General features: G+C 62.8%; 27 protein-coding genes and 1 tRNA gene. 11 read left to right on the top strand and 17 right to left on the bottom strand.

Going from position 1 to position 22,790, the window contains the following annotated elements:
* The first annotated feature begins 247 nt into the window (after window positions 1–247).
* Window positions 248–1,912 carry a 2-isopropylmalate synthase gene (leuA, locus tag ATE59_RS12530; protein WP_082657420.1) on the top strand — a complete coding sequence of 555 codons (1,665 nt, stop codon included), beginning with the start codon at window positions 248–250 and terminating at the stop codon, window positions 1,910–1,912.
* 66 nt (window positions 1,913–1,978) lie between these two features.
* On the opposite strand, the gene ATE59_RS17860 is transcribed toward leuA, so the two are convergent.
* Window positions 1,979–3,355, bottom strand: a complete 1,377-nt coding sequence (locus tag ATE59_RS17860) for a hypothetical protein (RefSeq protein WP_156416784.1) — start codon at window positions 3,353–3,355, stop codon at window positions 1,979–1,981.
* 73 nt (window positions 3,356–3,428) lie between these two features.
* Between ATE59_RS17860 and ATE59_RS12540 the strand changes: the two genes are divergently transcribed.
* The 5 genes from ATE59_RS12540 (at window position 3,429) to ATE59_RS12555 (ending at window position 5,708) form a co-directional block, all read left to right on the top strand.
* Window positions 3,429–4,424 (top strand): hypothetical protein, encoded by a 996-nt coding sequence (locus ATE59_RS12540; RefSeq protein WP_156416785.1) that lies wholly within the window; start codon window positions 3,429–3,431, stop codon window positions 4,422–4,424.
* A gap of 304 nt (window positions 4,425–4,728) precedes the next feature.
* A complete protein-coding gene (locus ATE59_RS12545) occupies window positions 4,729–4,935 on the top strand; it encodes a cold-shock protein (RefSeq protein WP_003047572.1) in 207 nt (68 codons plus the stop codon).
* 2 nt (window positions 4,936–4,937) lie between these two features.
* A complete protein-coding gene (gene infA, locus ATE59_RS12550; RefSeq protein ID WP_040590296.1) occupies window positions 4,938–5,201 on the top strand; it encodes a translation initiation factor IF-1 in 264 nt (87 codons plus the stop codon).
* A gap of 80 nt (window positions 5,202–5,281) precedes the next feature.
* Window positions 5,282–5,449 (top strand): hypothetical protein, encoded by a 168-nt coding sequence (locus ATE59_RS17865; RefSeq protein WP_156001238.1) that lies wholly within the window; start codon window positions 5,282–5,284, stop codon window positions 5,447–5,449.
* A gap of 37 nt (window positions 5,450–5,486) precedes the next feature.
* Complete coding sequence (locus ATE59_RS12555) at window positions 5,487–5,708, top strand: hypothetical protein (RefSeq protein WP_003047576.1); 222 nt, start codon at window positions 5,487–5,489, stop codon at window positions 5,706–5,708.
* Between the two features lie 28 nt (window positions 5,709–5,736).
* Here ATE59_RS12555 and ATE59_RS12560 read toward each other — a convergent pair whose 3' ends face one another.
* Window positions 5,737–6,168: a nuclear transport factor 2 family protein gene (locus ATE59_RS12560; RefSeq protein WP_058812682.1), complete on the bottom strand. Its 432-nt coding sequence runs from the start codon at window positions 6,166–6,168 to the stop codon at window positions 5,737–5,739.
* Between the two features lie 104 nt (window positions 6,169–6,272).
* On the opposite strand from ATE59_RS12560, the gene ATE59_RS12565 reads away from it, so the two are divergent.
* Window positions 6,273–6,725 carry a MarR family winged helix-turn-helix transcriptional regulator gene (locus ATE59_RS12565; RefSeq protein ID WP_058812683.1) on the top strand — a complete coding sequence of 151 codons (453 nt, stop codon included), beginning with the start codon at window positions 6,273–6,275 and terminating at the stop codon, window positions 6,723–6,725.
* A gap of 12 nt (window positions 6,726–6,737) precedes the next feature.
* On the opposite strand, the gene ATE59_RS12570 is transcribed toward ATE59_RS12565, so the two are convergent.
* On the bottom strand, window positions 6,738–7,034 hold the full coding sequence (locus ATE59_RS12570) for a hypothetical protein (protein ID WP_156416786.1): 297 nt from the start codon (window positions 7,032–7,034) through the stop codon (window positions 6,738–6,740).
* A gap of 376 nt (window positions 7,035–7,410) precedes the next feature.
* Between ATE59_RS12570 and ATE59_RS12575 the strand changes: the two genes are divergently transcribed.
* Window positions 7,411–8,388 carry an NAD(P)H-dependent flavin oxidoreductase gene (locus ATE59_RS12575; protein ID WP_058812685.1) on the top strand — a complete coding sequence of 326 codons (978 nt, stop codon included), beginning with the start codon at window positions 7,411–7,413 and terminating at the stop codon, window positions 8,386–8,388.
* On the opposite strand, the gene ATE59_RS12580 is transcribed toward ATE59_RS12575, so the two are convergent.
* On the bottom strand, window positions 8,385–8,858 hold the full coding sequence (locus ATE59_RS12580) for an AHH domain-containing protein (protein ID WP_081611203.1): 474 nt from the start codon (window positions 8,856–8,858) through the stop codon (window positions 8,385–8,387). The genes ATE59_RS12575 and ATE59_RS12580 overlap by 4 nt on opposite strands.
* Window positions 8,858–9,289 (bottom strand): hypothetical protein, encoded by a 432-nt coding sequence (locus tag ATE59_RS18035; protein ID WP_196795424.1) that lies wholly within the window; start codon window positions 9,287–9,289, stop codon window positions 8,858–8,860. The genes ATE59_RS12580 and ATE59_RS18035 overlap by 1 nt, the downstream gene beginning before the upstream one ends.
* Before the next feature lie 111 nt (window positions 9,290–9,400).
* Between ATE59_RS18035 and ATE59_RS18040 the strand changes: the two genes are divergently transcribed.
* On the top strand, window positions 9,401–9,628 hold the full coding sequence (locus ATE59_RS18040; RefSeq protein ID WP_120694222.1) for a hypothetical protein: 228 nt from the start codon (window positions 9,401–9,403) through the stop codon (window positions 9,626–9,628).
* A gap of 107 nt (window positions 9,629–9,735) precedes the next feature.
* On the opposite strand, the gene ATE59_RS12590 is transcribed toward ATE59_RS18040, so the two are convergent.
* Genes ATE59_RS12590 through ccmC form a run of 8 tightly spaced genes read right to left on the bottom strand, consistent with a single transcriptional unit; the run spans window position 9,736 to window position 16,633 of the window.
* A complete protein-coding gene (locus tag ATE59_RS12590) occupies window positions 9,736–11,697 on the bottom strand; it encodes a potassium transporter Kup (RefSeq protein WP_003047592.1) in 1,962 nt (653 codons plus the stop codon).
* A 43-nt stretch (window positions 11,698–11,740) separates the two neighbouring features.
* Entirely contained in the window at window positions 11,741–12,391 is a 651-nt protein-coding gene (locus ATE59_RS12595; protein ID WP_058812687.1) for a tetratricopeptide repeat protein, read from the bottom strand.
* Window positions 12,388–12,819: a cytochrome c-type biogenesis protein gene (locus ATE59_RS12600; protein WP_058812688.1), complete on the bottom strand. Its 432-nt coding sequence runs from the start codon at window positions 12,817–12,819 to the stop codon at window positions 12,388–12,390. The genes ATE59_RS12595 and ATE59_RS12600 overlap by 4 nt, the downstream gene beginning before the upstream one ends.
* Window positions 12,816–13,346, bottom strand: coding sequence for a DsbE family thiol:disulfide interchange protein (locus tag ATE59_RS12605; RefSeq protein ID WP_003047600.1), 531 nt, complete (start codon window positions 13,344–13,346; stop codon window positions 12,816–12,818). Before ATE59_RS12605 ends, ATE59_RS12600 begins: the two co-directional genes overlap by 4 nt.
* Window positions 13,343–15,310, bottom strand: coding sequence for a heme lyase CcmF/NrfE family subunit (locus ATE59_RS12610; RefSeq protein ID WP_058812689.1), 1,968 nt, complete (start codon window positions 15,308–15,310; stop codon window positions 13,343–13,345). The genes ATE59_RS12605 and ATE59_RS12610 overlap by 4 nt, the downstream gene beginning before the upstream one ends.
* Window positions 15,307–15,744: a cytochrome c maturation protein CcmE gene (gene ccmE / locus ATE59_RS12615; RefSeq protein WP_058812690.1), complete on the bottom strand. Its 438-nt coding sequence runs from the start codon at window positions 15,742–15,744 to the stop codon at window positions 15,307–15,309. Before ccmE ends, ATE59_RS12610 begins: the two co-directional genes overlap by 4 nt.
* Window positions 15,741–15,896, bottom strand: coding sequence for a hypothetical protein (locus ATE59_RS18045; RefSeq protein ID WP_197409174.1), 156 nt, complete (start codon window positions 15,894–15,896; stop codon window positions 15,741–15,743). Before ATE59_RS18045 ends, ccmE begins: the two co-directional genes overlap by 4 nt.
* Window positions 15,893–16,633, bottom strand: a complete 741-nt coding sequence (gene ccmC, locus ATE59_RS12620; protein WP_058812691.1) for a heme ABC transporter permease CcmC — start codon at window positions 16,631–16,633, stop codon at window positions 15,893–15,895. Before ccmC ends, ATE59_RS18045 begins: the two co-directional genes overlap by 4 nt.
* Window positions 16,634–16,894: 261 nt before the next feature.
* Between ccmC and ATE59_RS12625 the strand changes: the two genes are divergently transcribed.
* A complete protein-coding gene (locus ATE59_RS12625) occupies window positions 16,895–19,507 on the top strand; it encodes a TonB-dependent receptor plug domain-containing protein (protein WP_082657427.1) in 2,613 nt (870 codons plus the stop codon).
* Between the two features lie 37 nt (window positions 19,508–19,544).
* Here ATE59_RS12625 and ATE59_RS12630 read toward each other — a convergent pair whose 3' ends face one another.
* The 3 genes from ATE59_RS12630 to ATE59_RS12640 form a co-directional block, all read right to left on the bottom strand.
* Window positions 19,545–19,898: a YbaN family protein gene (locus tag ATE59_RS12630; protein WP_058812693.1), complete on the bottom strand. Its 354-nt coding sequence runs from the start codon at window positions 19,896–19,898 to the stop codon at window positions 19,545–19,547.
* Window positions 19,899–19,956: 58 nt separating this feature from the next.
* Window positions 19,957–21,006 (bottom strand): Glu/Leu/Phe/Val family dehydrogenase, encoded by a 1,050-nt coding sequence (locus ATE59_RS12635; protein ID WP_058812694.1) that lies wholly within the window; start codon window positions 21,004–21,006, stop codon window positions 19,957–19,959.
* Window positions 21,007–21,116: 110 nt separating this feature from the next.
* A tRNA-His gene (locus tag ATE59_RS12640) sits at window positions 21,117–21,193 on the bottom strand.
* Window positions 21,194–21,294: 101 nt separating this feature from the next.
* Here ATE59_RS12640 and ATE59_RS12645 point away from each other — a divergent pair.
* Window positions 21,295–21,975: a prolyl hydroxylase family protein gene (locus tag ATE59_RS12645; RefSeq protein WP_003047628.1), complete on the top strand. Its 681-nt coding sequence runs from the start codon at window positions 21,295–21,297 to the stop codon at window positions 21,973–21,975.
* Window positions 21,976–22,021: 46 nt separating this feature from the next.
* Here the strand turns inward: ATE59_RS12645 and ATE59_RS12650 are convergent, their stop codons facing one another.
* A complete protein-coding gene (locus tag ATE59_RS12650; protein WP_003047630.1) occupies window positions 22,022–22,762 on the bottom strand; it encodes an SIMPL domain-containing protein in 741 nt (246 codons plus the stop codon).
* Between the last annotated feature and the right edge of the window lie 28 nt (window positions 22,763–22,790).

The raw sequence follows: 22,790 nt of genomic DNA on the forward strand, positions 1-22,790 counted from the left end.
ACCCCTAACCCCACCCTGCGCCGGGCCGCCGCCCATCCTCCCGGAAAGCGGTCCGGCGACATTTTCGCACGCCCCCCTTGCCAAGCGCGACATTATGCATCATGGGGGCGCCATGCGCGGCAACGCTCTTCTTCTTCTGCGACTTACACGCCCTTGGGCGTGACACTGGCTGCGCGCTAGTCGCGGCCACCCGCTCAAGGGTCCGATCGACACAGCCAGCCAATCCCAGCAGAAGAAGTTCACTCCCATGACCATGCTCCGCGACCCTTCGGTCAAATATCGCCCCTTTCCCCAGATTCCGCTGACCGATCGCCAATGGCCGTCGGGCACGATCACGCGCGCGCCGATCTGGCTGTCGACCGATCTGCGCGACGGCAACCAGTCGCTGATCGATCCGATGGATGCCGAGAAGAAGACGCGCTTCTTCGACCTGCTCGTGCGCTGCGGGCTGAAGGAGATAGAGGTCGGCTTCCCCGCCTCGGGCGCGACCGATTTCGACTATATCCAGAACCTCGTCCGCTCGGGCCGCATCCCCGATGACGTCACGCCGCAGGTGCTGACGCAGAGCCGCGCCGACCTCATTCGCACCAGCTTCGACAGCCTGGCGGGCGCGAAAACCGCGATCGTCCACGTCTACAACGCCGTCGCGCCCGCGTGGCGCAAGATCGTCTTCGGTATGGACAAGGCCGATATCAAGGCGATCGCGGTCGAGGGTGCGAAGCAGCTGCGCGACAATGCGGCGCGCCTGCCCGACACCGACTGGCGCTTCGAATATAGCCCCGAATGTTTCTCGACGACCGAGATCGATTTCTCGATCGAGGTCTGCGCCGCGGTGATGGACATTCTCCAGCCCACCGCCGACAAGCCGATCATCCTCAACCTGCCCGCGACGGTCGAGGCGGCGACCCCCAATATCTACGCCGACCAGATCGAATATTTCGGCAAGCATCTGCCGAACCGCGACGCCGCGCTGATCAGCCTGCACACGCACAACGACCGCGGCACCGGCGTCGCCGCGGCCGAGCTCGGCCTGCTCGCCGGCGCCGACCGCGTCGAAGGCTGTCTGTTCGGCAATGGCGAACGCACCGGCAACACCTGCCTCGTCACCATCGCGCTCAACATGTATACGCAGGGCGTCGATCCCGAGCTCGATTTCTCGGACATCGATCAGGTCATCCAGACGGTCGAATATTGCAACAATATCCCCGTCCACCCGCGCCATCCCTATGGCGGCGATCTGGTCTACACCGCCTTTTCGGGCAGCCATCAGGACGCGATCAAGAAAGGCTTCGCCGCGCGCGAACGCCAGAATGACGAGGCGTGGGAGGTGCCGTACCTGCCCATCGACCCCGCCGACTTGGGGCGCAGCTACGAAGCGGTGATCCGCGTCAACAGCCAGTCGGGCAAGGGCGGCGTCGCCTGGGTGCTCGAACAGGACAAGGGGCTGAAACTGCCCAAAAAGATGCAGGCCAGCTTCAGCCACGTCGTCCAGGCGCTCGCCGACGAAACGAGCCGCGAACTCGCCGCCGACGACATCTGGCAGGCGTTCGAACGCGCCTATCTCGCCACCGAAGGCAAGCGCTTCCAGCTCGTCGACTGGCATGAGACCCATTCGGGCGCCGACCGCATCTTCGCCGGCAAGCTGACCATCGACGGCACCGAACGCAGCGTCAGCGGCCGCGGCAACGGCCTGATGAGCAGCGTCATCGCCGCGCTCGCCGAAAGCGGCGGCCCGCTGATGGACATCGTCGATTACAGCGAACACGCGATCGGCCAGGGCAGCAATGTGCAGGCCGCGGCTTATGTCGAATGCCGCACGGCGGACGGGAAGAGCCTGTTTGGCTGCGGGCTGGACACCGACGTCGCGACCGCGAGTGTGCGGGCGATCCTGAGCGCGGCGAATGGGGCTTAATCTCACTAGCCGTTCAGAGGGACTAGTAACAACCGAACTCAGATCGACTGGCGGGACTCGTGTTTTCTACTTCACGAGTTCGTCTATTTGCTTCTGCACGATTTCCGCCGCCTGCTGCACCCACGGAGCCCCCGTCCGAATGGCTGCCGGCCCAATGCCTGATGCCCCCACCAAAGCGACGCTGAGCAAGCCAATGATTACTTTCGAAGCCACGGTTGATGCGGATTCCACAGTCTTTTCAGCCGTTTTGCTGAAGAAGCTTATGCTGTGATGAAAAATGCTTGAAACCAGATTCTCGATTGTCCTTATCATAGCGAATGCGGCCCGCTTTGCAGACGCCCCCGGCAAGGTAAGGAATTGTCGAACGAACGCGATAGTCTTGGGAACTTCGGGATCAACAAGTTTCTTATTGTTTTCAAGAGAGTCTAAAAGATCCCCCGCAGCAACATATACTTCAGCAACATCGTCCTCATCGACATCTATCTTTGCTGCCTTCTGAGTGAAATTCTCCCAATCCGGAAACTGGGAGACATACATCGATATGCTGGCATTGTATGAACCAACCATTGCAGAAACCGCATCTGGTAGTTCTTCTTGGAATTTTCCGCCCATTATTCCACAGGCCATATTTGTGAGACCTATTTTTACAACATTCTCACCAGAACAAATTTGAGAATGAAGCTCTTCTACGCTCTCAAGTAGTCTTCTGTCGCAATTTGAGTTCTTTAAGCTCTCAATAAGCTTTTCGCCCGCACCCTTAATGTGGTCTAACGCAGCTGCGACGTTGCCCCTGTCGCTTTCGAGGGCGCATGATGATTGGTGACGGACTACAATGCGTCCATCGACGACATCAAATTGAACAGGCGCGACCTGCTGTCGTGGAACAATTCTCTCAAGATCGCCGAAATTCATCACGGTTTGCGTCGACGCCAGCTCCACATCGACACCCTCGATATATGACCGGAATGATATCAGCGCTTCAGCTACAGTAATTTCATCACGCGCTAGCATCGAGGCTATGAATTGCGAAGCATTCTCCCGTTCCCTTAAGCCGATCGGGGCGATTCTGAACCGACGATCAAAAACTGCGGGATCGATATCCCGCGAAGATATAAACAGATCTGAAAACTCCAACAACTCTTGCCGGATCAATTTCCAAACCTCCTTAGAAGGCTCTTCTCGATATCGGGTTAAACTATTGAAGCGAACTCGTGCCTCTTCGATAATTATCATCGAACGCGTAAAACGCTCGCGCTCGCGCTCATGAAAAGGTGGACTACCTCGATAGGGTCTGTCCACCGCCTGTCGCAACGACATAAGAAACGTAGTGACGTCTCTCCTAAGTTCCCCAAATTCAATCATCCAGCCCCTCACCCCAATCTTCTTTTTAAACTGATAATGGATAGCTTGAGATTTTGCTTCATATTTTTCGAGCAAGCTCATCCATTATCCCCTTTCCTACATTTCACCCATATGGTTCATTCTGTCGGCTTCACCCAACCGAAAGGACGAATCGATGGACGACTCCCCTTACGATCCCACGCATTTCCCCGCCCCCGCCAGCTACCATTGGACACCCCGTCTCCAGCGCGACTTTCTGGGGGCGTTCGCCACCAACGGGTCGGTGAAGATTTCGGCGGCGAAGGTCGGCATGTCGCCGTCCGCCGTCTATCAATTGAAGCAGCGGCCCGAGGGGGCAGCATTCCGGATCGGCTGCGCGGCGGCGGTGCTGATTGCGCGGACGCGGCTCGCCGACGAGCTGCTCGACCGCGCGATCTGGGGGCATGACGAGACCACCGAACTGCAACGCGAGGATGGTCGCAGCTTCGTCAAGCGCCGCCGCATCGACAGCCGCCTTGGCCTCGCGATGCTCGCGCGGCTCGACCGCATGGTCGAAACGCGGGCGCGCGCGGGCGAGGAGATGCTGGCGCAGATCGTCGCGGGCGACTGGCCGGGCTTTTTGATGCTGTTCGACGCCGCCGAAGCCGCGCGCGCCGCCGAAACCGCTCCCGACGGCGAAGCGCCCGCCGCCGAAACCTCCGCCACCGACGCCCCCGCCGGCCTCGCCGCCGCGCTCGCGCTCTGGCTCGCGGGCCGCGACAATAACGCCAATCCGCTCGCCGCGCTGTGGCGCGGCAGCGAAATCGCGAATGAAGTTGCGCAGATTTCCGCCGATTTTGGCGAAGAGCCCGAAAGCGCCGAAACGCCCGAAGAGGCGGCCGCCGCGATGACCGTCTGGTTCGACGATCATGCCGACGATTGGCGCACCGACTTTCCGCCGCCCGACGATTTTTACGGCGAAGAAGAGGGCCAGTTCGGCGACCCCGCCTATGCCCGCGCGCTCGACGATGACGAACTCGAACGCTACGAAGTGCTCCGCGATGCCGAGACCGCGCCGCTGCGCCTCGCCGGAGAGGCCGCGCGCCGCGCCTTCTTCTGCCTGCCCGCCCCCGCCAACGACCGCGCGGCCTGTCCTGCCTCCGCCGCCGGACGCGCGGCGCAGGGCACGTAAAACGGCGCTGCGCGACTGAATAAGGACGAATATTGCGGCGATCGTGGACAATAGAATGGCGCGTTTCGCCTATATTTCTCCGGTTCGGCGTGACTTGAAATCGGCGGCCTTTGCGGCGCGCAATTTTACCGCCATTTGCGCGGCACCTTGACTTTTCGGGAACAATCCTCCATATCGGCCTCGCTAACGTCGCCTGCGACGGAATTTGACGGCCTCTTTGGGGCAGACTCTTCCCTTCACACGCTACCAGCTCCTCCGGTGCTTTTGCCGGGGGATTCCCGTTTCTCGTGAAAGGAAACACCCTATGCCGATCGGCACCGTAAAATTCTTCAGCCAGGACAAGGGCTATGGCTTCATCGAAAATGAAGATGGCTCGGGCGACGCATTCGTCCACATCACCGCCGTCCAGAACGCCGGCATGACGACGTTGGACAAGGACCAGCGCGTCCAGTTCGAACTCGAAACCGGCAAGAACGGCAAGACGTCGGCAGTCAACCTCCAGTCGGCCTGATCTTGGCCAAAGAGGAAGTCATGACCTTCGAGGGGCAGATCAACGAGATCCTGCCCGACGGGCGCTTCGGCGTCACGCTCGAAAACGGTCATCGGCTGATCGTCTACACGGCGGGCCGGATGCGGCGTTTCCGCATCCGGTCGGTCGTCGGCGACGCCGTGCGCGTCGAAGTGACGCCCTATGACCTCAGCAAGGGCCGCCTTGTCTACCGCGAACGCGGCGGCGGGCCGGTTCCCCCCAGCCAGCGCAAACGGCGCGGGCTCTGATCCTTCAGGGGTCAAACGATACGGGATCGGCGCAGCGGCGCCGGTCTCCAAAAACCACAACATCCAAAGCAAAGATAAAGATGATGACGAACTTCTATAACAACCCTTCGATTTTTCCCGCTCTGCCCGCGCTGTCGCTGGCCGGCCGGGCGCAGACGGCCCGGATTTCTCCGGCCCGCGCGCCGCGCCGCCGCCCGACGCTGTCGCGCCGCGAGCTTCGGCGCCTGATCGCCGATATGGTCGATTGATCGACCGTAACGGATAACCGCACAAGGAAGCGCAGCCATGTCGGCCACCACCGAATTCTACATCGCCCAGGCGGACAAGTGCCGCACCGATGCCGACGCCTCGTCGTTGACGCAGGTGCGCGACCGCAATTTGCGCGCCGCCGCGGCGTGGCAGGCGATGGCCGACAAGCTGCTCCACTCCGAACGCCTGCGCGCCGAAAAGGAAGCGCGGGTCGTGGAAGCGGCTGAAACCGGAACGACCGCGGCGCCCGCGCCCTGACGGGTGCGCCGCACGGGGGGGGCGCCGCTCAGCCGATGGTGCGCCACTCCTCATGCACGATTTCGCGGGCAATCCGCCCGCCGCGCATGTGAAAGACATGCACCAGCCGCAACTCGACCCGCGCCCCGATCGCCACCGGCGCATTGACCATCCCCTCGCCAATCAGGCGGAACCGGACCTTCATGTCGTCGACGACGCGGGTTTCGGTGGCAAAACGGTCGAGCGGTTCCAGCTCGACCTCGGCCAGCGAGGCGAACATGCGGCGGTAATTGGCCTCGATCGCCGCCTTGCTGTCCAGATACAGCCCCCGTCCCGGCACTTCCAGGACGATGTCATCGGTATAAAGGTCCATCACCGACGCAGGATCGCGCGCCTCATTCTCGATATGCTCCGCCGCCACCGCCAGATTGCGCGTAACCATCTCGTCGCCGCGGTCCATCGCCTCCACCACCTGCTCCATTGCCGTCACCTTCTATCACAGCCTCCGGCGGATCGCCGATATAGGCAGTCATTCTGTCTAATGGCGCAATAGACAGTTAATCTGTCTTGTGTCAAGAGGCTGCGATGACCGACAATCTCCCTCCCCCGCCATCCGGCGAAGGCCAACGCCTCGCCCAGCTCTTCCACCTTGCCTACGACCGGCTCCGCACCCGCATCTACGGCCAGGCCCGCGACGCCGGCTTCGCCGACCTCCGCCCCGCCCACTCCAGCCTGCTGCGCAACATCGACCCCGCCGGGTCGCGGGTCGTCGACCTCGCCGAGCGGGCCGGCATGACTAAGCAGAGCATGGCCTATCTGACCGACAGCCTGGCCAAACTCGGCTATGTCGCGGTCGGACCCGATCCCGACGACGGGCGAGCGAAACGGGTTGCGCTTACCGAACGGGGCAAAGCCGCGGTCGACACCCTTGCCCGTCTAAGCCGCGAGGCCGAGGCCGAACTGGCGATAACGCTGGGCGAAGCGGAGATGGGGCGGCTTCACACGACGATGCGCCAGCTGGTCGCAGCGCTCCGCTGATGCAGCGCCGGACTAATCGACCGACCAGTAATCCGCGGCACCCAATGCCCCGCCGCGGCGGCAGATGAACACGCCTTCACCATCACAAAGCTCGGCCCAGCTACCAATCGGCTCGCTTTCAGCTACGGCTAGCGCAGCAAAGAGATCTGCCGCCTCGAAAGCGACGTGTTTCTCGATGCCAAACCATCGATCCTCGTAACGCAGGACGTATGTGTTTGGCGGCGGCATAGCGGGCACATCACCAGCCGGTCGCGGCAGGCAGTCGCAATCGCCGCGCGGCACACCGTCATTTGGGGAGGGGATAGGCATGGCATAAATCCTTCGGCGGGGGGAAACGAAGGGGTCCGGCAGGCTTGTCAGGCCAGCCCGCGACCTGGGCAGGGCAATATCTCGACGCGCGAACTCCGAATCGCATACCGCCCCACCGGCACACGCTTAGTCCAACTTATAGAAAGATTGAGATATTTTTGCTTTACCTCCTAAGCATTGTATCTTCGACGGGCCGACGCTGCGGCTCGACGAACGACGGCGCCATCCTTCCAAACAAAGGCGCAAGTCTATCTTGATGCCCAACCCGCTCGACGCCCCAGACGCGGCTACGCCAAGCAGAGCGCGGGCGTTCATGCTTGCGCAACCTTCCGTTTACGTTAGGGTAAGCTCAAGACCATCTTGGAGAGACTGATTCATGGCCCTTCCCCCGATTTTCGACCGCCTGCGCCTGCCCGTCATCGGCTCGCCGCTGTTTATCGTTTCGGGGCCCGATCTGGTCATCGCGCAGTGCAAGGCGGGGATCGTAGGCAGCTTCCCGGCCCTCAACGCCCGGCCGCAATCGCTGCTCGACGAGTGGCTCCACCGCATCACCGAGGAATTGGCGGCGTGGGACCGCGCCAACCCCGATCGGCTGTCCGCACCCTTCGCGGTCAACCAGATCGTTCACCGCTCGAACGATCGGCTCGAGGCGGATATCGCAACCTGCGAAAAATGGAAGGTGCCGATCACCATCACCTCATTGGGCGCCCGGGAAGAATTGAACCAGGCGGTCCACGGGTGGGGGGGCATCTCCTTGCACGACGTCATCGACGACCGCTTCGCGCGCAAGGCGATCGAAAAGGGTGCCGACGGGCTGATCCCCGTTGCCGCGGGCGCCGGCGGCCATGCCGGCACCCAGTCGCCCTTTGCGCTGGTGCAGGAAATCCGCGAATGGTTCGACGGCCCGGTGGCGCTTTCGGGCGCTATTGCCCACGGTCGCTCGATCCTCGCCGCCCAGGCATGCGGCGCCGACCTGGCCTATATGGGAAGCGCTTTCATCGCCGCTGCAGAAGCCAATGCCGACGACGGCTACAAGAACGGCATCGTCGAAGGGCGCGCGGCCGACATTGTCTATTCGAACCTCTTCACCGGCGTTCACGGCAATTATCTGCGCCAGTCGATCGTGGCCGCAGGGATGGATCCCGACGACCTGCCGGAAGGCGACCTCAAGACGATGAACTTCGGGTCCGGCGGCAACACCAAAGCGAAAGCGTGGAAAGATATCTGGGGCTCGGGTCAGGGGATCGCCTCGGTCCGCGGCGTACGCCCGGTTGCCGAATTCGTCGCCGAACTCGAAGCGCAATATCAGGACGCATGGGCCGAATTGCAGAGCAAGGTGCGGCTCCAAGGCTAACCGAACAGCCGCGTGATCGCTTCGTCAAGATAGGGGCGATCCGCAAACAAGCGCATCGGATCGCGCCGGTTGAGCCAGAAGCCCGCGCCATGTCGGTCGGTGAGCGCGCGGCGCATGGTGTCCTGCAACAACGTCAGACGCATCGCGGCCGTGCGCCGTGCCGCGCGGGCGTCGCGATTAATTTGCCGCTCGAAACATATCCGGATCATATCGACCCGCGCCGTCATCACATCATTATAACCATGGTGGGGGCCGCGATGGAGAGCATGTCCGCACGACAGCGCCAGCCGCTCGCACGCCGGCAGGCTCAATCCATTGCGCGGAAAGTCACTGAGGCAAAACCCTTCACTTTTCAGCGCTCCGAACATCGTCGCCATCTGCGGTTGGGCGAGAAGCGCGAGTGGGATCAGGTGATGGCGCTGAAATCCACGTCGCGGCGGCGGGGCGCCATACCACCGCCTCCTTGCCATCAAGGATTGCGGCCAAACTCGACCAAAAGCGCTTCGGACGGTCCGCGCGGTGCCATCGATATCCACTCGCCCGGATCAAGGCCGGGCAAGCGGCGCGCCCCCCGAACCGGGCCATTGATGATGATGTCGAGCGACAGCCGCGCAAGGCGGCGCACCAGATCGGCAACGGTCCATCCGGTCGGACGCGCGGCCTCCATCTCTTGCCCTCCGAAATGCGCAAGGCCGCGCGTCCGGATGATCTCCACCTCGCCTGCGTCGTGCTGCCGGAAAGCGATGAGGTGGAGCACCGGAGGCATCCCGCTCGCAAGCATCTCCGCAGTCGATGCGCGGAACTGCTTTGCGTCGGACCACAGCCGCGCTGGCCCCCAGAAGAAGTGACTTGCGTCGAAGAGATCGATCAGCAGCGAAGCCATCATGAAGAAATCGCGCATTGAGGGCTTCTCTTCGTCTTCGCTCCCGATCGGTGCGGGCTCGAAAAACCAGCATCGCCCTCCGGTCCGCCAATCGGCGGGAAGGCTGGCGGCGAGCGAACTCGTCGACGGATGCGCCGGATCGATACGCGCAACCGCACGATCGCCTGCTGGCGCTGCCGTGAGATACAAGTCGCCAAGGCGCAAGCGAAAGGCAGCGCCTTCGCCAGATGTTCCGGACACATCCAGCCGCTCCGGGCGAAGGCCCATATGACGCAGCGCGACTTCGGCGTCCGCCGGCAGGGTCGAAAAGTCATTTCCCGCAATCAGCGCGAAGGGCGCCGGCGCGGCGGGCAGTAATGACGCGGAGCTAATCCCTGCTTGCATGTCGGGCGTCCCGATGGGTTCGCGCCAGCATCGCAAAGCACACGCCGATGTTCAAATGCTTATTGGTCCGGTGCGGACGATCAGATGGCAACCTGACTTCCCAGTTCGACAACGCGGTTGGTTGGGAGACGGAAATACTCCATCGCGCTTTCCGAATTGCGCAGCATCCATGCGAACAGCTTTTCGCGCCAGATCGGCATGCCGGGTTTCTTGGCGGCAATCAGCGTCTGACGCGAGAGGAAGAAGCTCGTTTCGATCATCTTGAATTCGCCGCCGCACGCGGTCGTGCGTTTCAGCGCATCGGGCACGTCCACTGGCTGCATGAAACCATAGTGCAGGATCAGGCGATGGAATCCCTGCCCCAGATCGTCAAGCTGGCAGAGCTTCGTTTCCGGCACGAACGGCACGTCGGCAATCTTGATCGTCAACAGGATGATACGTTCGTGCAGCACCTTGTTGTGCTTCAGATTGTGAAGCAAAGCGTGCGGCACCCCATCGGAGGTCGACGTCATGAAGACGGCGGTGCCCGGCACGCGCGTTGCGCTGTTCGCCGCGGACTTCACGAACACCGGGATCGGCATCGCGCTTTCTGCCATTTCCTGCTGCATCAGCTTGCGGCCGCGCGACCAGGTGGTCAGCATGGTGAAGATCGTCAGGCCGATCGCCAGTGGCACCCAGCCGCCATCGGGTACCTTGATCAGATTGGCGCCGAAATAGGCGACATCGACGATGAAGAATACCGCCAGAACGGGCAGCGCTTTCCACGCCGGCCAGCGCCACAGGCTGAACAGCACCACGCTCATCAGACAGGTGTCGATGAACATCGCGCCGGTCACGGCAATACCATAAGCCGCAGCCAGATTGCTCGACGAGCCGAAGAACAGCACGAGCAGGATGACCATGACCATCAGGCCCCAATTGACGACGGGAATGTAAATCTGCCCCTGCGCCGACGCACTGGTATGTTCGACCCGCAGGCGCGGTACGAAACCGAGCTGGATGGCCTGCTGAGTCAGCGAAAAGGCGCCCGAAATGACGGCCTGACTGGCAATGATCGTCGCCAGCAGCGCGAGCAGCACGACGGGGACGCGCCACGCGTCGGGCATCATCAGGAAGAAGGGATCCTGAATCAATTGCGCCGTGGGCGCGACCTGTCCGGCAAGCACCATCGCGCCCTGCCCCATATAATTGAGCATCAGCGCGGGTAGCACGAAACACAACCAGCTCAGCCCGATCGGCGCTCGGCCGAAATGGCCCATGTCGGCATAGAGCGCCTCCGCCCCCGTTACCGCGAGGACGACGGCGCCAAGCGCGATGAAGGCGGTGAAGCCGTCATAATAGAAAAAGCGCATCGCGTTGATGGGGTTCAGCGTGTGCATGACGATCGTCGGATGATCGACGATATGCATGACCCCCAATACCGCGAGCATCAGGAAGTAGCCAAGCATGATCGGCCCGAAAAGCATCCCAACCTTCGCGGTTCCGCGCGACTGGATCGCAAAGAGACCGATCAGGATCGCCAGCGCGATCGGGACGATGTAGGGTTCGAAACCACGGCTGACATATTGCAGGCCTTCGGTGGCCGACAACACCGACATCGCCGGAGTGATCATGCTGTCGCCGTAAAAGAGCGCGGTGGCAAAAACGCCGAGCAAAACGATCGGCCAGGTCCAGCGAGCACCGCCCGAAGAGCGACTGATCAGCGCGAGCAGCGCCAGACTGCCCCCCTCGCCCTTGTTGTCGGCTTTCATGATCGTCATCACATATTTGAAAGTGACGACCAGCATCATCGACCAGAAGACGAGGCTGAGCACACCATAGATGTGCAGCTGGTCGGCTTCGATCGAATGATGGCCGGCGAAGGTTTCGCGGAAAGCGTAGAGCGGGCTGGTGCCGATATCGCCGAAAACGACGCCGACTGCGCCGACCGCCAGCTTCAGCGTGCCGTCACCGTGATGGCCGTGACCCGTTTGGCCCATTTCGATTCCGGTGGGCGCGGCGCTTTCGGCGCTTGCCTGACCCTGTTGCGACTCGACAGTCATTGGCGCGCCTTAGACCAGCGGGAGAGACAGGAATAGCATTGAATCAAGGCCCGGTCGGCGCATTGGGGGACAGGTCCGGCCCCATCGCCTGTCGCAATTGGGCCAGCCGCATCTCGAGGTCCGCGCGCCACGGCGCATCGGGCGGGGTGCGCGCCAGAAGCTGGCTCCATACCGCGTCCGCACCCTTCAGATCGCCGCTCTGCGCCATCGCAAGGCCCGCAAAGAAAGGCGGCGCGGGATGGTTCGGATCGCGCTTTGCGGCCTCATCGAACGCGAGCGCGGCGGCGGGCGACATCACGCCGCCGCCATGCGCAACAAGCGCATTGCCCAAGCCCACCCAAAGATCGACATTGTCGGGATAACGCTCCAGCCCCTTTTCGAGCGTTTGCGCAGCGAGCGCCGTCTTGCCGGTTCGCGCAAAGCCGTCTGACATCGCGATCCACTGTGCGGCCGGTCCAAAACGGTCGGCCATACCCTGCTGACGATCCGTGATCGCCTCGCCGAAACCTTCAAGCTGTTCGGGCGCTACGATAGGCTTGCCGGGCAAGGATGGGCTACCCTGCAACGCATAACCGGCGACGCCCACCATGACCGCAGCGACAGCGAGCGGCCGAGCCGCTGCCGGCAGCTTGCCGAACAAGAAGATGGCGCCCAGCGTGACCAAGGCGACAAGCAATATCCACATCCAGATCATGGAGCGTTCTCCGCATCGCCCGCGTCGCGGCGGAAGCGTCCGAAGGCCAGCCATCCCCCGAGCAAAAGAAAAGCGAGCGGGCCGAGCCACAGCAGGGCGGTGGCCGCATCGAACGGCGGATCATAGCTGACCCAATTGCCATAGCGCGCGACCAGCCATTTGCGGATCGCCTCGGGGCTTTCTCCCGCGGCAATCTTGGTGCGCACCTCATGCCGCATGTCGCCGGCGAGCGGCGCATCGCTGTCGGCGATCGACTGCCCCTGGCAGACGAGACAGCGCAGCGTTTCCATGAGTGCCTTCGCTTTTTCCTCCTGCGCGGGATCAGGAAGCTGCTGATAGGCATAGGGCGCCGGCGGCAGGCGATCCTGCGCGGCCGCAGGCGCAGCGGCCAGAACAAGCGAGGCGAGCAGGATGGTCCAGCCCCTCACTTCATCTTCTCCAGCTTGGCGACGATTTCCGGCACCTGCTCCTGAAGGATTACGCCCTGTATCTGTTCGCGGATGATCCCCTTTCCGTCGATCAGAAAGGTTTCGGGGACGCCCGACGAGCCGAGCGCGATCTGGACGCTGCTTTGCACATCCGACCCGATGCGGTCGAAGGGATTGCCATTTTCCCGCAGGAATTGCGCCACATCGTCGGGCCGGTCGCGGATCGCGATTCCGTCGATCGGCACGCCCGCGGCCTTCAGCGCCTCAAGCTGCGGCGCCTCAGCGCGGCACGGGATGCACCAGCTGGCAAAGACGTTGACGAGGCGCGGCCGCCCGTCGGCAAGGTCGCTGCTTTTCAGGCCTTCGACGCCGGCAGTTGCGGGCGGCAGGTCGAACAACGGCATCGGCTTGTTGATCCACTGCGACTGGATCAGCGTTTCGGGCGGAGTCGTCAGGCGATAGATGAAGGCCCCAAATAGCAGCGCGGTAATCGCCAACGGCATGAACAGGATCCAGCGGGTCTTCATGCGTAGCGCCCTTCGGCCTTGCGCGCGCGGTGACTGCGCCACAGGGTCAGCAATTGCGCGCGGCCGAGCAGCGACAGGGCCGCACCGATCGCGATCAATGCCCCGCCCAGCCATATCCACCAGACCAGCGGCTTCCACCACAGGCGAAGCTGATAGCGATCGGCTCGGCCATCGGCGCCGGTGACGGGCTGGCCGAGCACAGCATAAAGCTGCCCGCCCGGCCGCGTCAGCAGTGCAGCCTCATTGGTTTCGGTTGGCGCGCCGCCCATCAGCCCGGGAAAAGTTCGCGCCTCGGGCCGCAGGGTGAAGCTGTGTCCGGAAGGCGTTGTCGCGATCAGCGTTCCTTCGACCGCGGTATAATTGGGGCCAGCGATCGGGCGGACGCCGACGAACTTCACCGTGAAATCATCGACGGTGACGGTCTCGCCCGGCGCGGCGGCCACAAGCCGTTCCTTGATGAATGCGCTTTCGGCGGCCATCCCGGCAAGCGCGACTGCGACGCCGAAGTGCGCGATCACCATGCCCCACGTCGGCAGCGGCGTCCGGCGCAGATTTCGGCCCCACAGGGGCGCCAGACTGGCAACCGCGACGATCCCGGCGACCGTCATGCCAAGCAGCGGCAGCACGCCGACCTTGCCGCCGAACAGGATCAGACCGAACAGCACCGCCGACCCGGCAAAGATCGCGGCAGGAAGTCGCGACCACAGCTTGCGCCCATCATCCTTGCGCCAAGCGAGCAGCGGGCCCGCCACCATGACCAGACACAGGATCAGCGCGAGCGGGCCCGCAACCTTGTTATAATAAGGCGGTCCCACCGAGATTTTTTCGCCCATCGCCTCGGCGACGATCGGATAGAGCGTGCCGAGCAGCACGAGCGCGAGGATCGTCGTCAGCAACAGATTGTTGATGACGAGCGATCCCTCGCGACTGAGCAGCGCGAATTTCTTGCCTTCGGCGACGCTGCTGGCGCGCAACGCGAACAGCGTCAATGCGCCGCCGATGTAGATCGCCATCAGCGCGAGCAGGAAGGTTCCGCGTTCGGGGTCGACGGCAAAGCTGTGCACGCTGGTCAGCAGGCCCGACCGCACGATGAACGTGCCGACCATTGACATCGAGAAAGCGACAACCGCGAGCATCACCGTCCATGCGCGCAACGCGTTGCGCGTCGCGGTCACGCTCACCGAGTGGAGCAGCGCCGCGCCTGCAAGCCACGGGATGAGCGACACATTTTCAACCGGGTCCCAGAACCACCAGCCGCCCCAGCCAAGTTCATAATAGGCCCAATAGCTGCCAGCGGTGATCCCCAGAGTCAGGAAAATCCAGCTTCCCAACACCCACGGCCGCATCGCGCGCGCAAAGGCCGGTCCGATCTCGCGCGTGATCAGCGCGCCGACCGCAAAGCTGAAGGCGACCGACAAACCGACATAGCCGACGTAGAGCGTCGGCGGGTGAAAGGCGAGCCCCGGATCCTGCAAAAGCGGGTTCAGTCCCTGCCCGTCCGGCGGCGCGATCGGCAGCCGTTTGAAGGGGTTCGACGAAAAGAGCAGAAACGCAAAAAAGCCAAGGCTCAGTGCTGCCTGCGCCGCAAGCGTTGCGACCAGCGTATCCTCGCGCAGCCGCTTTTCGAAAATCGCGACGAGCGCGCCCGACAGGCCGAGGATCGTGAGCCACAGGAGCATCGATCCTTCATGATTGCCCCAGGCGCCCGCGACCTTGAACAGCATCGGCTTCAAACTGTGACTGTTGCGCGCCACCAGTTCGACCGACATGTCGGACCGCACGAAAAGCGCGATCAGCATCGCGAAAGCCGCCGCGGTCAAAACGCCCTGCGCGACGCTCGCCGGCCGGACGAGGGCCGCAAGATCGCCCTTCCCGTTCAGCAGATAGAGGCTGCCCGCGACGAGCGACAGGCAGGCGAGCGCCGCAGCCATCCACAACAGCGCGAGACCCAGTTCGGCGATCATGCTTTCGGCGCTGCCTTCATAGCCTTGGGCATATCGCCCATTTGCGGCGGCATATAGCGTTCGTCATGCTTGGCCAGGATACGATCGGCCACAAAGGTGCCATCGGCCCGCATCCGGCCGTCGGCGACCATTCCGGCATTTTCGGCAAACAGATCGGGCACGATGCCCTTATATTCGACGGGGATCGATGCCTTGCCGTCGGTGGCGACGAAGCGGATCGTCACGCCGTCGGGCTGATGCTTGATGCTGCCGGCCGCGACCATTCCGCCCAGTCGCATCGCCTCGCCCACTTCGGTTTTGCCGGCCTGAACTTCGGCGGGCGTGCGGAAATAGGCCGCCTCGTCACGCAGCGCGCTCGCCGCGAGAACCCCCGCGCCGCCGACACCGCACAGCGCCACCGCCGCCAGGATCAACCGTTGATGTTTCGCCTTCATGTCCGGTCCCTGCGCAGCGCGTCGCTACGCTTTTCAGCCTTCGTCATCGCCCGCCAGCTATGCCAGATCACCGCTCCGGTCAGGAGCGCGGTCAGCATATAGGCCGCCGCGACATAGGCCCATTGGCCGTTTCCGGTTATGACGCCGGTCAAAAGTCGGTCCTCTCATCGTCGGCCAGTCGGCGCAGGCGCGCCGCGACGCGATTGTCGGCGATGATCCGCCGCATGCGCATCAGCACGATCGCCCCGAATAGCAGCGAAAATCCGGCCAAGGTCAAGCCCAGCGGCCACAACAGGCTGCCGTCGATGCTCGATCCGCGCATGGTGATGCTCGGCCCTTGATGCAGGCTGTTCCACCACACGACGCTGCGATTGATGATCGGGATGTTGATCGCGCCGACCAGCGCATAAATCGCGGCACCGCGCGACAGCGTTCCACCCTGCCGCTCGCTTTCGTCGCCCGTCGTCAAAGCCACGAAACCGGCATAGAGAAACAAGAGGACGAGCATCGACGTCATGCGCCCGTCCCATTCCCACCAGGTTCCCCAGGTCGGCTTTCCCCAGATCGATCCAGTCGCAAGACACAGTGCGGTGAACAGCATGCCAGGCACCGCGATCGCGCGCGCCGCAATCCCTGCCAGCGGGTGCCGCCATACGAGCTGCACCAATCCTGCAAGAGCGAGCGACGTCCAGCCCCCCATGCCGAGCCAGGCGGCGGGAACATGAACATAGAGAATGCGCGCCGTCTCGCCCTGTTTCGCTTCGCCCGGCACCATCGTCAGCCCGGCCCATGCCCCGGCGAGCAAGAACACCAGTCCCAGCCACAGCAGCCACGGCGTCAGCGGACGCGCAATGGCCAGAAAACGGGTCGGATTCGCATAGGCGTGCATCGCGCGCCGAGCCTTAGGCGAGCGCACGCCCGCGGTCTAGACAATTGACGCCATGGGCAGTGCGCACGAATGATATCGATAGCAATGCTTAGGAGACATAAAATTACTTAGCGTGCGGAGATTGTGTGGCTCAATTGCCACAGATGTCACCAAAACGAAATAATAGCGCCTCGTTCGACCGCGTGAGGGGTGGAAGCGTCGGCATTTCTCATCAAACCTGTGCTGGTCGTCTCTAGGGGCAATCAACAGGGAAAGATGACCATGAAAAACACGACCCAATTATCGAGCCTCGCGCTCGCCACCGCTCTTGTCGCAAGCGGGTGGACTGCACCGGCTTTCGCACAGCAAGGCGCCAACGACGCGGATGCGAACGAAACGATCATCGTAACCGGCACCCGCCGGACCGACCGGACGATCGCCGACAGCACGGTGCCGATCGACGTGATCTCGAGCGAATCGCTGCAGAATAGCGGGACGACCGAAACGAACCGGCTGCTCAACCAGCTCGTGCCTTCGTTCAATTTTCCGCAACCGTCTCTGACCGATGGTACGGACTCGCTGCGTCCGGCGACGCTGCGCGGCCTCGCGCCCGACCAGGTGCTCGTGCTCGTGAACGGCAAGCGCCGCCATCTGTCGTCGCTGCTCAACCTGAATGGTTCGATCGGACGCGGCTCGGCGGGCGTCGATATGAACACGATTCCGCCGATGGCGATCGAGCGTATTGAAGTGCTGCGCGACGGGGCGTCGTCGCAATATGGCTCGGACGCGATTGCGGGTGTTATCAACATCCAGCTCAAGAAAAGCGTCGGAGGACGCGCGCAGATCACCTACGGCAAATATATCACAACGATGGAGGATGTTAAGGACGTCGCCAGCGTTTCGCCGACCCTGACCGGCAGCTCCAGCGAAAATCCGGTCATCACGCTGTCCGATAATGATCGCAAACGCCGTGACGGCGGAACGCTCACCATGGCGACCAACATCGGTCTGCCGGTGGGAGATGGCGGCTATTTCAACTTCACGGCGGAATATAAGGACCGTTCGCCGACCAACCGATCGGGCCCCGATCTGCGCCGCAACTATGCCGGTGCGGGTGATCCGCGCGAAGTGACCTTCAACCGTTTTGAACACCGCTTCGGCGACGGCGAATCGAAGGACATGAATTTCTTCTTCAACGCCGGGATGGATGTTGGCGATAGCTTCGAACTCTACAGCTTCGGCAGCTACGGCATCCGCGACGCCAATGGCGCTGGCTTCTACCGTCGCTCGCTCGACTCGCGCAACGCCGACTGGGACAATGGTGGCCAGCCGATCTATCCCGACGGCTTCCTGCCGCTGATCACCAGCACCATTCAGGACATCGCCATCGCCGGCGGGCTGCGCGGCGAAACTGCGGGCTGGAACCTCGACCTGTCGGTTAATTATGGATCGAACCGGCTGGATTATGGCGTCGAGGACAGCATCAACACCTCGCTCGGCAGCCTGCATAGCCCGCGCAAGTTCGACGCTGGCGGTCTCCGTTCGGGGCAGACGTCAGTCAACCTCGACGCAAGCCGCGACCTGAACGTCGGGATCGGCAGCACCACGCTGGCGCTCGGCGCGGAATGGCGGAACGAGAATTACCGGATCGTTCCGGGGCAGCTCGAAAGCTATATCGCAGGCCCCTACACCTTCTCGAACGGCGCGGCGCCGGGCGCGCAGGTGTTCCCCGGCTTTTCGCCGACCACCGCGATCGACAAATCGCGCGACAGCTTTGCCGGCTATCTCGAACTCGATGCCGATATCAGCGATATGTTCAACGTCCAGGCCGCTGGCCGCTACGAACATTTCTCGGACTTCGGCGACACGGTAAACGGAAAGCTTGCGGCGCGGTTCGAACCCGTCAACGGGCTTGCTTTTCGCGGGTCGGTTTCGACCGGTTTCCGTGCACCGGGGATGGCGCAGCAGTTTTTCTCGACCACCTCGACGAACAATGTCGGCGGCACGCTGATCGAGATCGGCACCTTCCCGGTGGCGTCGCCGATTGCCGTCGCACTCGGCGCGCAGCCGTTAAAGCCGGAAAAATCGGTCAACTTCGGCGGCGGCATCGCCTTCAACATGGTCCAGGGGCTTAGCCTGACGGTCGATTATTACCGCATCAAGATCAAGGACCGCATCACGCTCACCGAAAATCTGCAAGGCGCCGATGTCGTCGCGATCCTTCAGGCTGCCAATGTGCAGGGCACATCGGCACGCTTCTTCATCAATGGGATCGACACGCGAACGCAGGGCCTGGATATTGTCGGTAGCTATCGCGTACCGGACTTCGGCCTCGGAACGCTGCGCATCAATGTCGGCTATAATATCAACGACACAAAGATTACCGACCGCCGCGCCTTTTCGGCCTTTGACGCACAGCGCCTTTATGCACGACAGGAAAGCTTCCGACTGACCGACGGCCAGCCGAGTAACAAGTTCAACGCGGGCATCAGCTGGGACATCGGCGCCTTCGGCTTGACGGTGAATGCCAACCGCTACGGGAGCGTTTTCCTTCCCGACGGCGTGACCTCGGTCGCGGCAAACGGTCAGCCCGTTACCCTGAGCAACCCGGCGGTCCGCGACGATATCCGGGTCGGCAAGGGCGACGCCCCAGGTGATATCACGCTGTCGCCAAAATGGGTCGTCGATCTCGAGCTGCGCTACAAATTGTTCGACACTGTGGGTCTGGCTGTCGGGGCAAACAATCTGCTCGACGAATATCCGGACCGCCTGCCCTACGGGACGGTAAACGGGGTCAACTTTGGAACGAACAACAGCTTCCTGCCCTATTCGTCGCAGTCGCCGTTCGGCTTCAGCGGTCGCTTCGTATATGGGCGTGTGTCGGTCGACTTCTAAGCTCGGGCGACATTGCTGAAAGGGTCAAGGCCGGGGGCTATGCCTCCGGCCTTGTCCATATCCAGCTTCCCGTTACGACGGCCGCGATGATCGGCGCCATCATCCACGGCCAGGGCGCAAAAAGCAGCGCCAGCGCAATGCTGAAAACAAAGGCGGCACTTGCGGCAAGCTTGCCGCGGCGGCTGATCGCCCCCTTCTCGCGCCAGGCAACAATATGGTGTCCGAAGGTCGGATGCGTGAGCAGCCAGGCCTCAAGGCGCGGTGACGAGCGCGCGAAACAGAAGGCGGCAAGGATCACGAAAGGCACGGTTGGCAGCAGCGGCAGAAACGCGCCGAGCGCGCCGAGCCCCAATGAGGCCCATCCCGAAACCAGATAGAAATGCCGCTTCATGGGAGCGGCTTAGCGCGTTTTCGCGCGCGCGCCATCCCATGTTGCAACCGGCCGATCGTCAGCGCCGCCCGATCAGCTTTTGCGCCATATGATCCGCCACCGTCGATGCCGGCGTGCCGCTTGCCTTGCTCTCGGCCCAGATTTCGGCGAGGCGACCCGGGATCAGGTGGATGCGGCTTTCGACCTCCTCCTGACTGCCCTGCCCCAGATATTCGAGCGCCACGTTGATGATGCCGCCGGCGTTGATCACATAATCGGGCGCGTAGACGATTCCGCGATCGTGGATGCGCTGACCGTCGGCGGCAGTCGCGAGCTGGTTGTTCGCGCCGCCCGCGACGATCGGCACGCGCAATTTTTCGATGCTGCGTTCGGTCAGGATCGCCCCCAGCGCATTGGGGCTGAGCACATCGGCTTCGATTTCCATGATCGCCGCCGAGTCGGCGAGATCGGCACCCAATTCCTCCGCCAACGCTTTTGCGCGCGCCAGATTGACGTCGGCAAGGGTCAGCTTCGCGCCTTCGGCCGCGAGCCGCCGCGCAACACCGCCGCCGACGCTGCCTACCCCCTGGATCGCGATCCGCACGCCCGCAGCGCTGTCGGTACCCAGCCCTTCGCGGATCGCCGCCTTTATGCCCAGATAGACGCCGAGCGCGGTATAGGGGCCGGGGTCGCCCCCCGCCTCGCCGCTCGCCACCGGCAGGCCACTGACATGTTTGGTCTGCTTCGCGATCTGGACCATGTCGGCGTCGGTGATGCCGACATCTTCCGCGGTCACATAGGCGCCGCCCAGCGATTCGACTGCCCGGCCGAAGGCGGCAAGGAGTTCGGGAGTCTTGGTGCCCGCTTCGTCGGCCAGGATTACCCCCTTGCCGCCGCCCATCGGCAGCCCCGCCATCGCATTCTTGTAACTCATGCCGCGCGAGAGGCGTAGCGCATCGACGATCGCGGCCGACCGCTGCGGATAGTGCCAGAAGCGAACCCCGCCCGCGCCGGGGCCGAGGTGGGTCGAATGCACGGCGATGACCGCCGTCAGTCCGCTGTCGCGATCGCGGAACATGTGAACATGTTTATGATCGTCGAAATCGGCGAAATCCCAGACTGCGGACATGGCGTCACCCTCGCGTTAAAAAATTACGTAGGGACGTAATAATGAAATAGCCCGCGCGAGTCACCCCTAAAGGGATCGCCGGTTTTCCGATCAACGAAAAGCTTTGAAAATGGGGCGATCGACGGGACTTGAACCCGCGACCCCCGGTACCACAAACCGGTGCTCTAACCAACTGAGCTACGATCGCCATATGCCGGGCGAGACCGCCTGCGACAGCGCGCGGCGATAGGCGCGGCTACCCCTTTCGTCAAGCATTGTTCGCATGGCCAACGCCGCCTAAAAGAGGCCATGTCCGGAAACGAGCATGTCGATATGGCGCCATCGGGCGCCGACCGCACCGCCGAGCGGCTCGCGCTGCTTCCCGGCATCCGACGCGCGCCGACTTCCAAGCTGCAACAATTCATGCTGGCGGGTTTTCTCGATCCCGCAACATGCGCCGGGCTGATGGCGCAGATCGACCGCGACGTGCGCCCTTCGACGATTGCCGATCCCAATGGCGACGAAGCGTTCCGGACCAGCACGACCTGCGACCTCGATCACCGCGATCCGCTGGTGCGGACGGTCAACGCTCGGCTGCACGACATCACCGGAATACCGCTGGATCATGGCGAGCCGCTACAGGGGCAGCGCTATGATGTGGGGCAGGAATTCAAGGCGCATACCGACTATTTCGACCCGCAAGGCGCCGACTGGGAGACCTATTGCGCGATTCCCGGGCAGCGCACCTGGACATTGATGGTCTATTTAAACCAGCCCGAGGCTGGCGGTGCGACGCGGTTTCTCGCCACGGGCAAGATGCACCAGCCCGAAACGGGCAAACTCGTCGCGTGGAACAATGTCCGCGCGGACGGAAAGCCGAACCCAGAGACGCTCCATCACGGGATGAAGGTGCGCAAGGGCCGCAAATATATCATCACCAAATGGTTCCGCGAACGCGCCTGGCCATGGGCCGAGGGCGAGCTAGGCTGATCCGGCCGACCGTGCCCCGGCGCCTACCGAGACACGGCCCAAGCCTTTAGCGTACCAGTCGATACTGGAAACTCAGCGTCAACGTGTTGCCGACCTGACCCGGCTCGACCGGCGTCGATTTGGCCTCTGCGGCCATCATCTGCACGCGCGGCATGGGCACCGGTCCACCGACCGCGCCGCCTTCGCTGATCGAAACCAGTTCGGCGGCGCGATAGCCGGCCAGCTTGGCATAGTCCGCCGCCTTCGCTTCGGCGGCCTTGATCGCCGCGCCGCGAACGCCGACAAGCTGCGCATCGGGGTCTTTCATCGCGAACCAGGGGCCATCGATATTGGTCCCGCCCGCCGCGACGAGCGCATCGAGCAGCGGCCCGATATCGTCGATCTTCGGCGTCGTCGCCCGCACGCTGTTGCTGACCTGATAGCCCAGGAAGCGCGGCGGCTGACCGTCGCTACGATTATTATAGTCATATTGCGGCGACAGGCTGATGCCGCTCGTCTGAATATCCTCGGCCTTGATCCCGCGCGCCTTGGCAGCGGCGATCAGCTTGTCCATCGCGGTGGCATTGAGCCGCATCGCTTCGACTGCGGTCGGCGCGGTGGTCGTCACGCCGGCGCCGACTGTCGCCTGATCGGGCCGCGAACGCACTTCCTCGCTCACGCTGAAGCTCAGGATCGGGCCTTCGGTCGTCGCTGTCGTCACCGTCGAACCTCCCTGCTGTGCAATGGCCGGCGTCGCAGCCAGCAGCGCGATGCCGGTCGCCATGGCGGTGAACATATGCTTGGTCATATCAAACTCCTGTAGGCCGGACCCCCGG

Source organism: Sphingopyxis sp. A083 (assembly GCF_001468495.1).
Classification (GTDB): domain Bacteria; phylum Pseudomonadota; class Alphaproteobacteria; order Sphingomonadales; family Sphingomonadaceae; genus Sphingopyxis; species Sphingopyxis terrae.

Coding starts and splice junctions, on each gene's coding strand:
- leuA (WP_082657420.1), top strand. CDS start 248: ATGACCATGCTCCGCGACCCTTCGGTCAAATATCGCCCCTTTCCCCAG.
- ATE59_RS17860 (WP_156416784.1), bottom strand. CDS start 3,355: ATGAGCTTGCTCGAAAAATATGAAGCAAAATCTCAAGCTATCCATTAT.
- ATE59_RS12540 (WP_156416785.1), top strand. CDS start 3,429: ATGGACGACTCCCCTTACGATCCCACGCATTTCCCCGCCCCCGCCAGC.
- ATE59_RS12545 (WP_003047572.1), top strand. CDS start 4,729: ATGCCGATCGGCACCGTAAAATTCTTCAGCCAGGACAAGGGCTATGGC.
- ATE59_RS17865 (WP_156001238.1), top strand. CDS start 5,282: ATGATGACGAACTTCTATAACAACCCTTCGATTTTTCCCGCTCTGCCC.
- ATE59_RS12555 (WP_003047576.1), top strand. CDS start 5,487: ATGTCGGCCACCACCGAATTCTACATCGCCCAGGCGGACAAGTGCCGC.
- ATE59_RS12560 (WP_058812682.1), bottom strand. CDS start 6,168: ATGGAGCAGGTGGTGGAGGCGATGGACCGCGGCGACGAGATGGTTACG.
- ATE59_RS12565 (WP_058812683.1), top strand. CDS start 6,273: ATGACCGACAATCTCCCTCCCCCGCCATCCGGCGAAGGCCAACGCCTC.
- ATE59_RS12570 (WP_156416786.1), bottom strand. CDS start 7,034: ATGCCTATCCCCTCCCCAAATGACGGTGTGCCGCGCGGCGATTGCGAC.
- ATE59_RS12575 (WP_058812685.1), top strand. CDS start 7,411: ATGGCCCTTCCCCCGATTTTCGACCGCCTGCGCCTGCCCGTCATCGGC.
- ATE59_RS12580 (WP_081611203.1), bottom strand. CDS start 8,858: ATGGCAAGGAGGCGGTGGTATGGCGCCCCGCCGCCGCGACGTGGATTT.
- ATE59_RS18035 (WP_196795424.1), bottom strand. CDS start 9,289: ATGCGCGATTTCTTCATGATGGCTTCGCTGCTGATCGATCTCTTCGAC.
- ATE59_RS18040 (WP_120694222.1), top strand. CDS start 9,401: ATGCGCCGGATCGATACGCGCAACCGCACGATCGCCTGCTGGCGCTGC.
- ATE59_RS12590 (WP_003047592.1), bottom strand. CDS start 11,697: ATGACTGTCGAGTCGCAACAGGGTCAGGCAAGCGCCGAAAGCGCCGCG.
- ATE59_RS12595 (WP_058812687.1), bottom strand. CDS start 12,391: ATGATCTGGATGTGGATATTGCTTGTCGCCTTGGTCACGCTGGGCGCC.
- ATE59_RS12605 (WP_003047600.1), bottom strand. CDS start 13,346: ATGAAGACCCGCTGGATCCTGTTCATGCCGTTGGCGATTACCGCGCTG.
- ATE59_RS12610 (WP_058812689.1), bottom strand. CDS start 15,310: ATGATCGCCGAACTGGGTCTCGCGCTGTTGTGGATGGCTGCGGCGCTC.
- ccmE (WP_058812690.1), bottom strand. CDS start 15,744: ATGAAGGCGAAACATCAACGGTTGATCCTGGCGGCGGTGGCGCTGTGC.
- ccmC (WP_058812691.1), bottom strand. CDS start 16,633: ATGCACGCCTATGCGAATCCGACCCGTTTTCTGGCCATTGCGCGTCCG.
- ATE59_RS12625 (WP_082657427.1), top strand. CDS start 16,895: ATGAAAAACACGACCCAATTATCGAGCCTCGCGCTCGCCACCGCTCTT.
- ATE59_RS12630 (WP_058812693.1), bottom strand. CDS start 19,898: ATGAAGCGGCATTTCTATCTGGTTTCGGGATGGGCCTCATTGGGGCTC.
- ATE59_RS12635 (WP_058812694.1), bottom strand. CDS start 21,006: ATGTCCGCAGTCTGGGATTTCGCCGATTTCGACGATCATAAACATGTT.
- ATE59_RS12645 (WP_003047628.1), top strand. CDS start 21,295: ATGTCCGGAAACGAGCATGTCGATATGGCGCCATCGGGCGCCGACCGC.
- ATE59_RS12650 (WP_003047630.1), bottom strand. CDS start 22,762: ATGACCAAGCATATGTTCACCGCCATGGCGACCGGCATCGCGCTGCTG.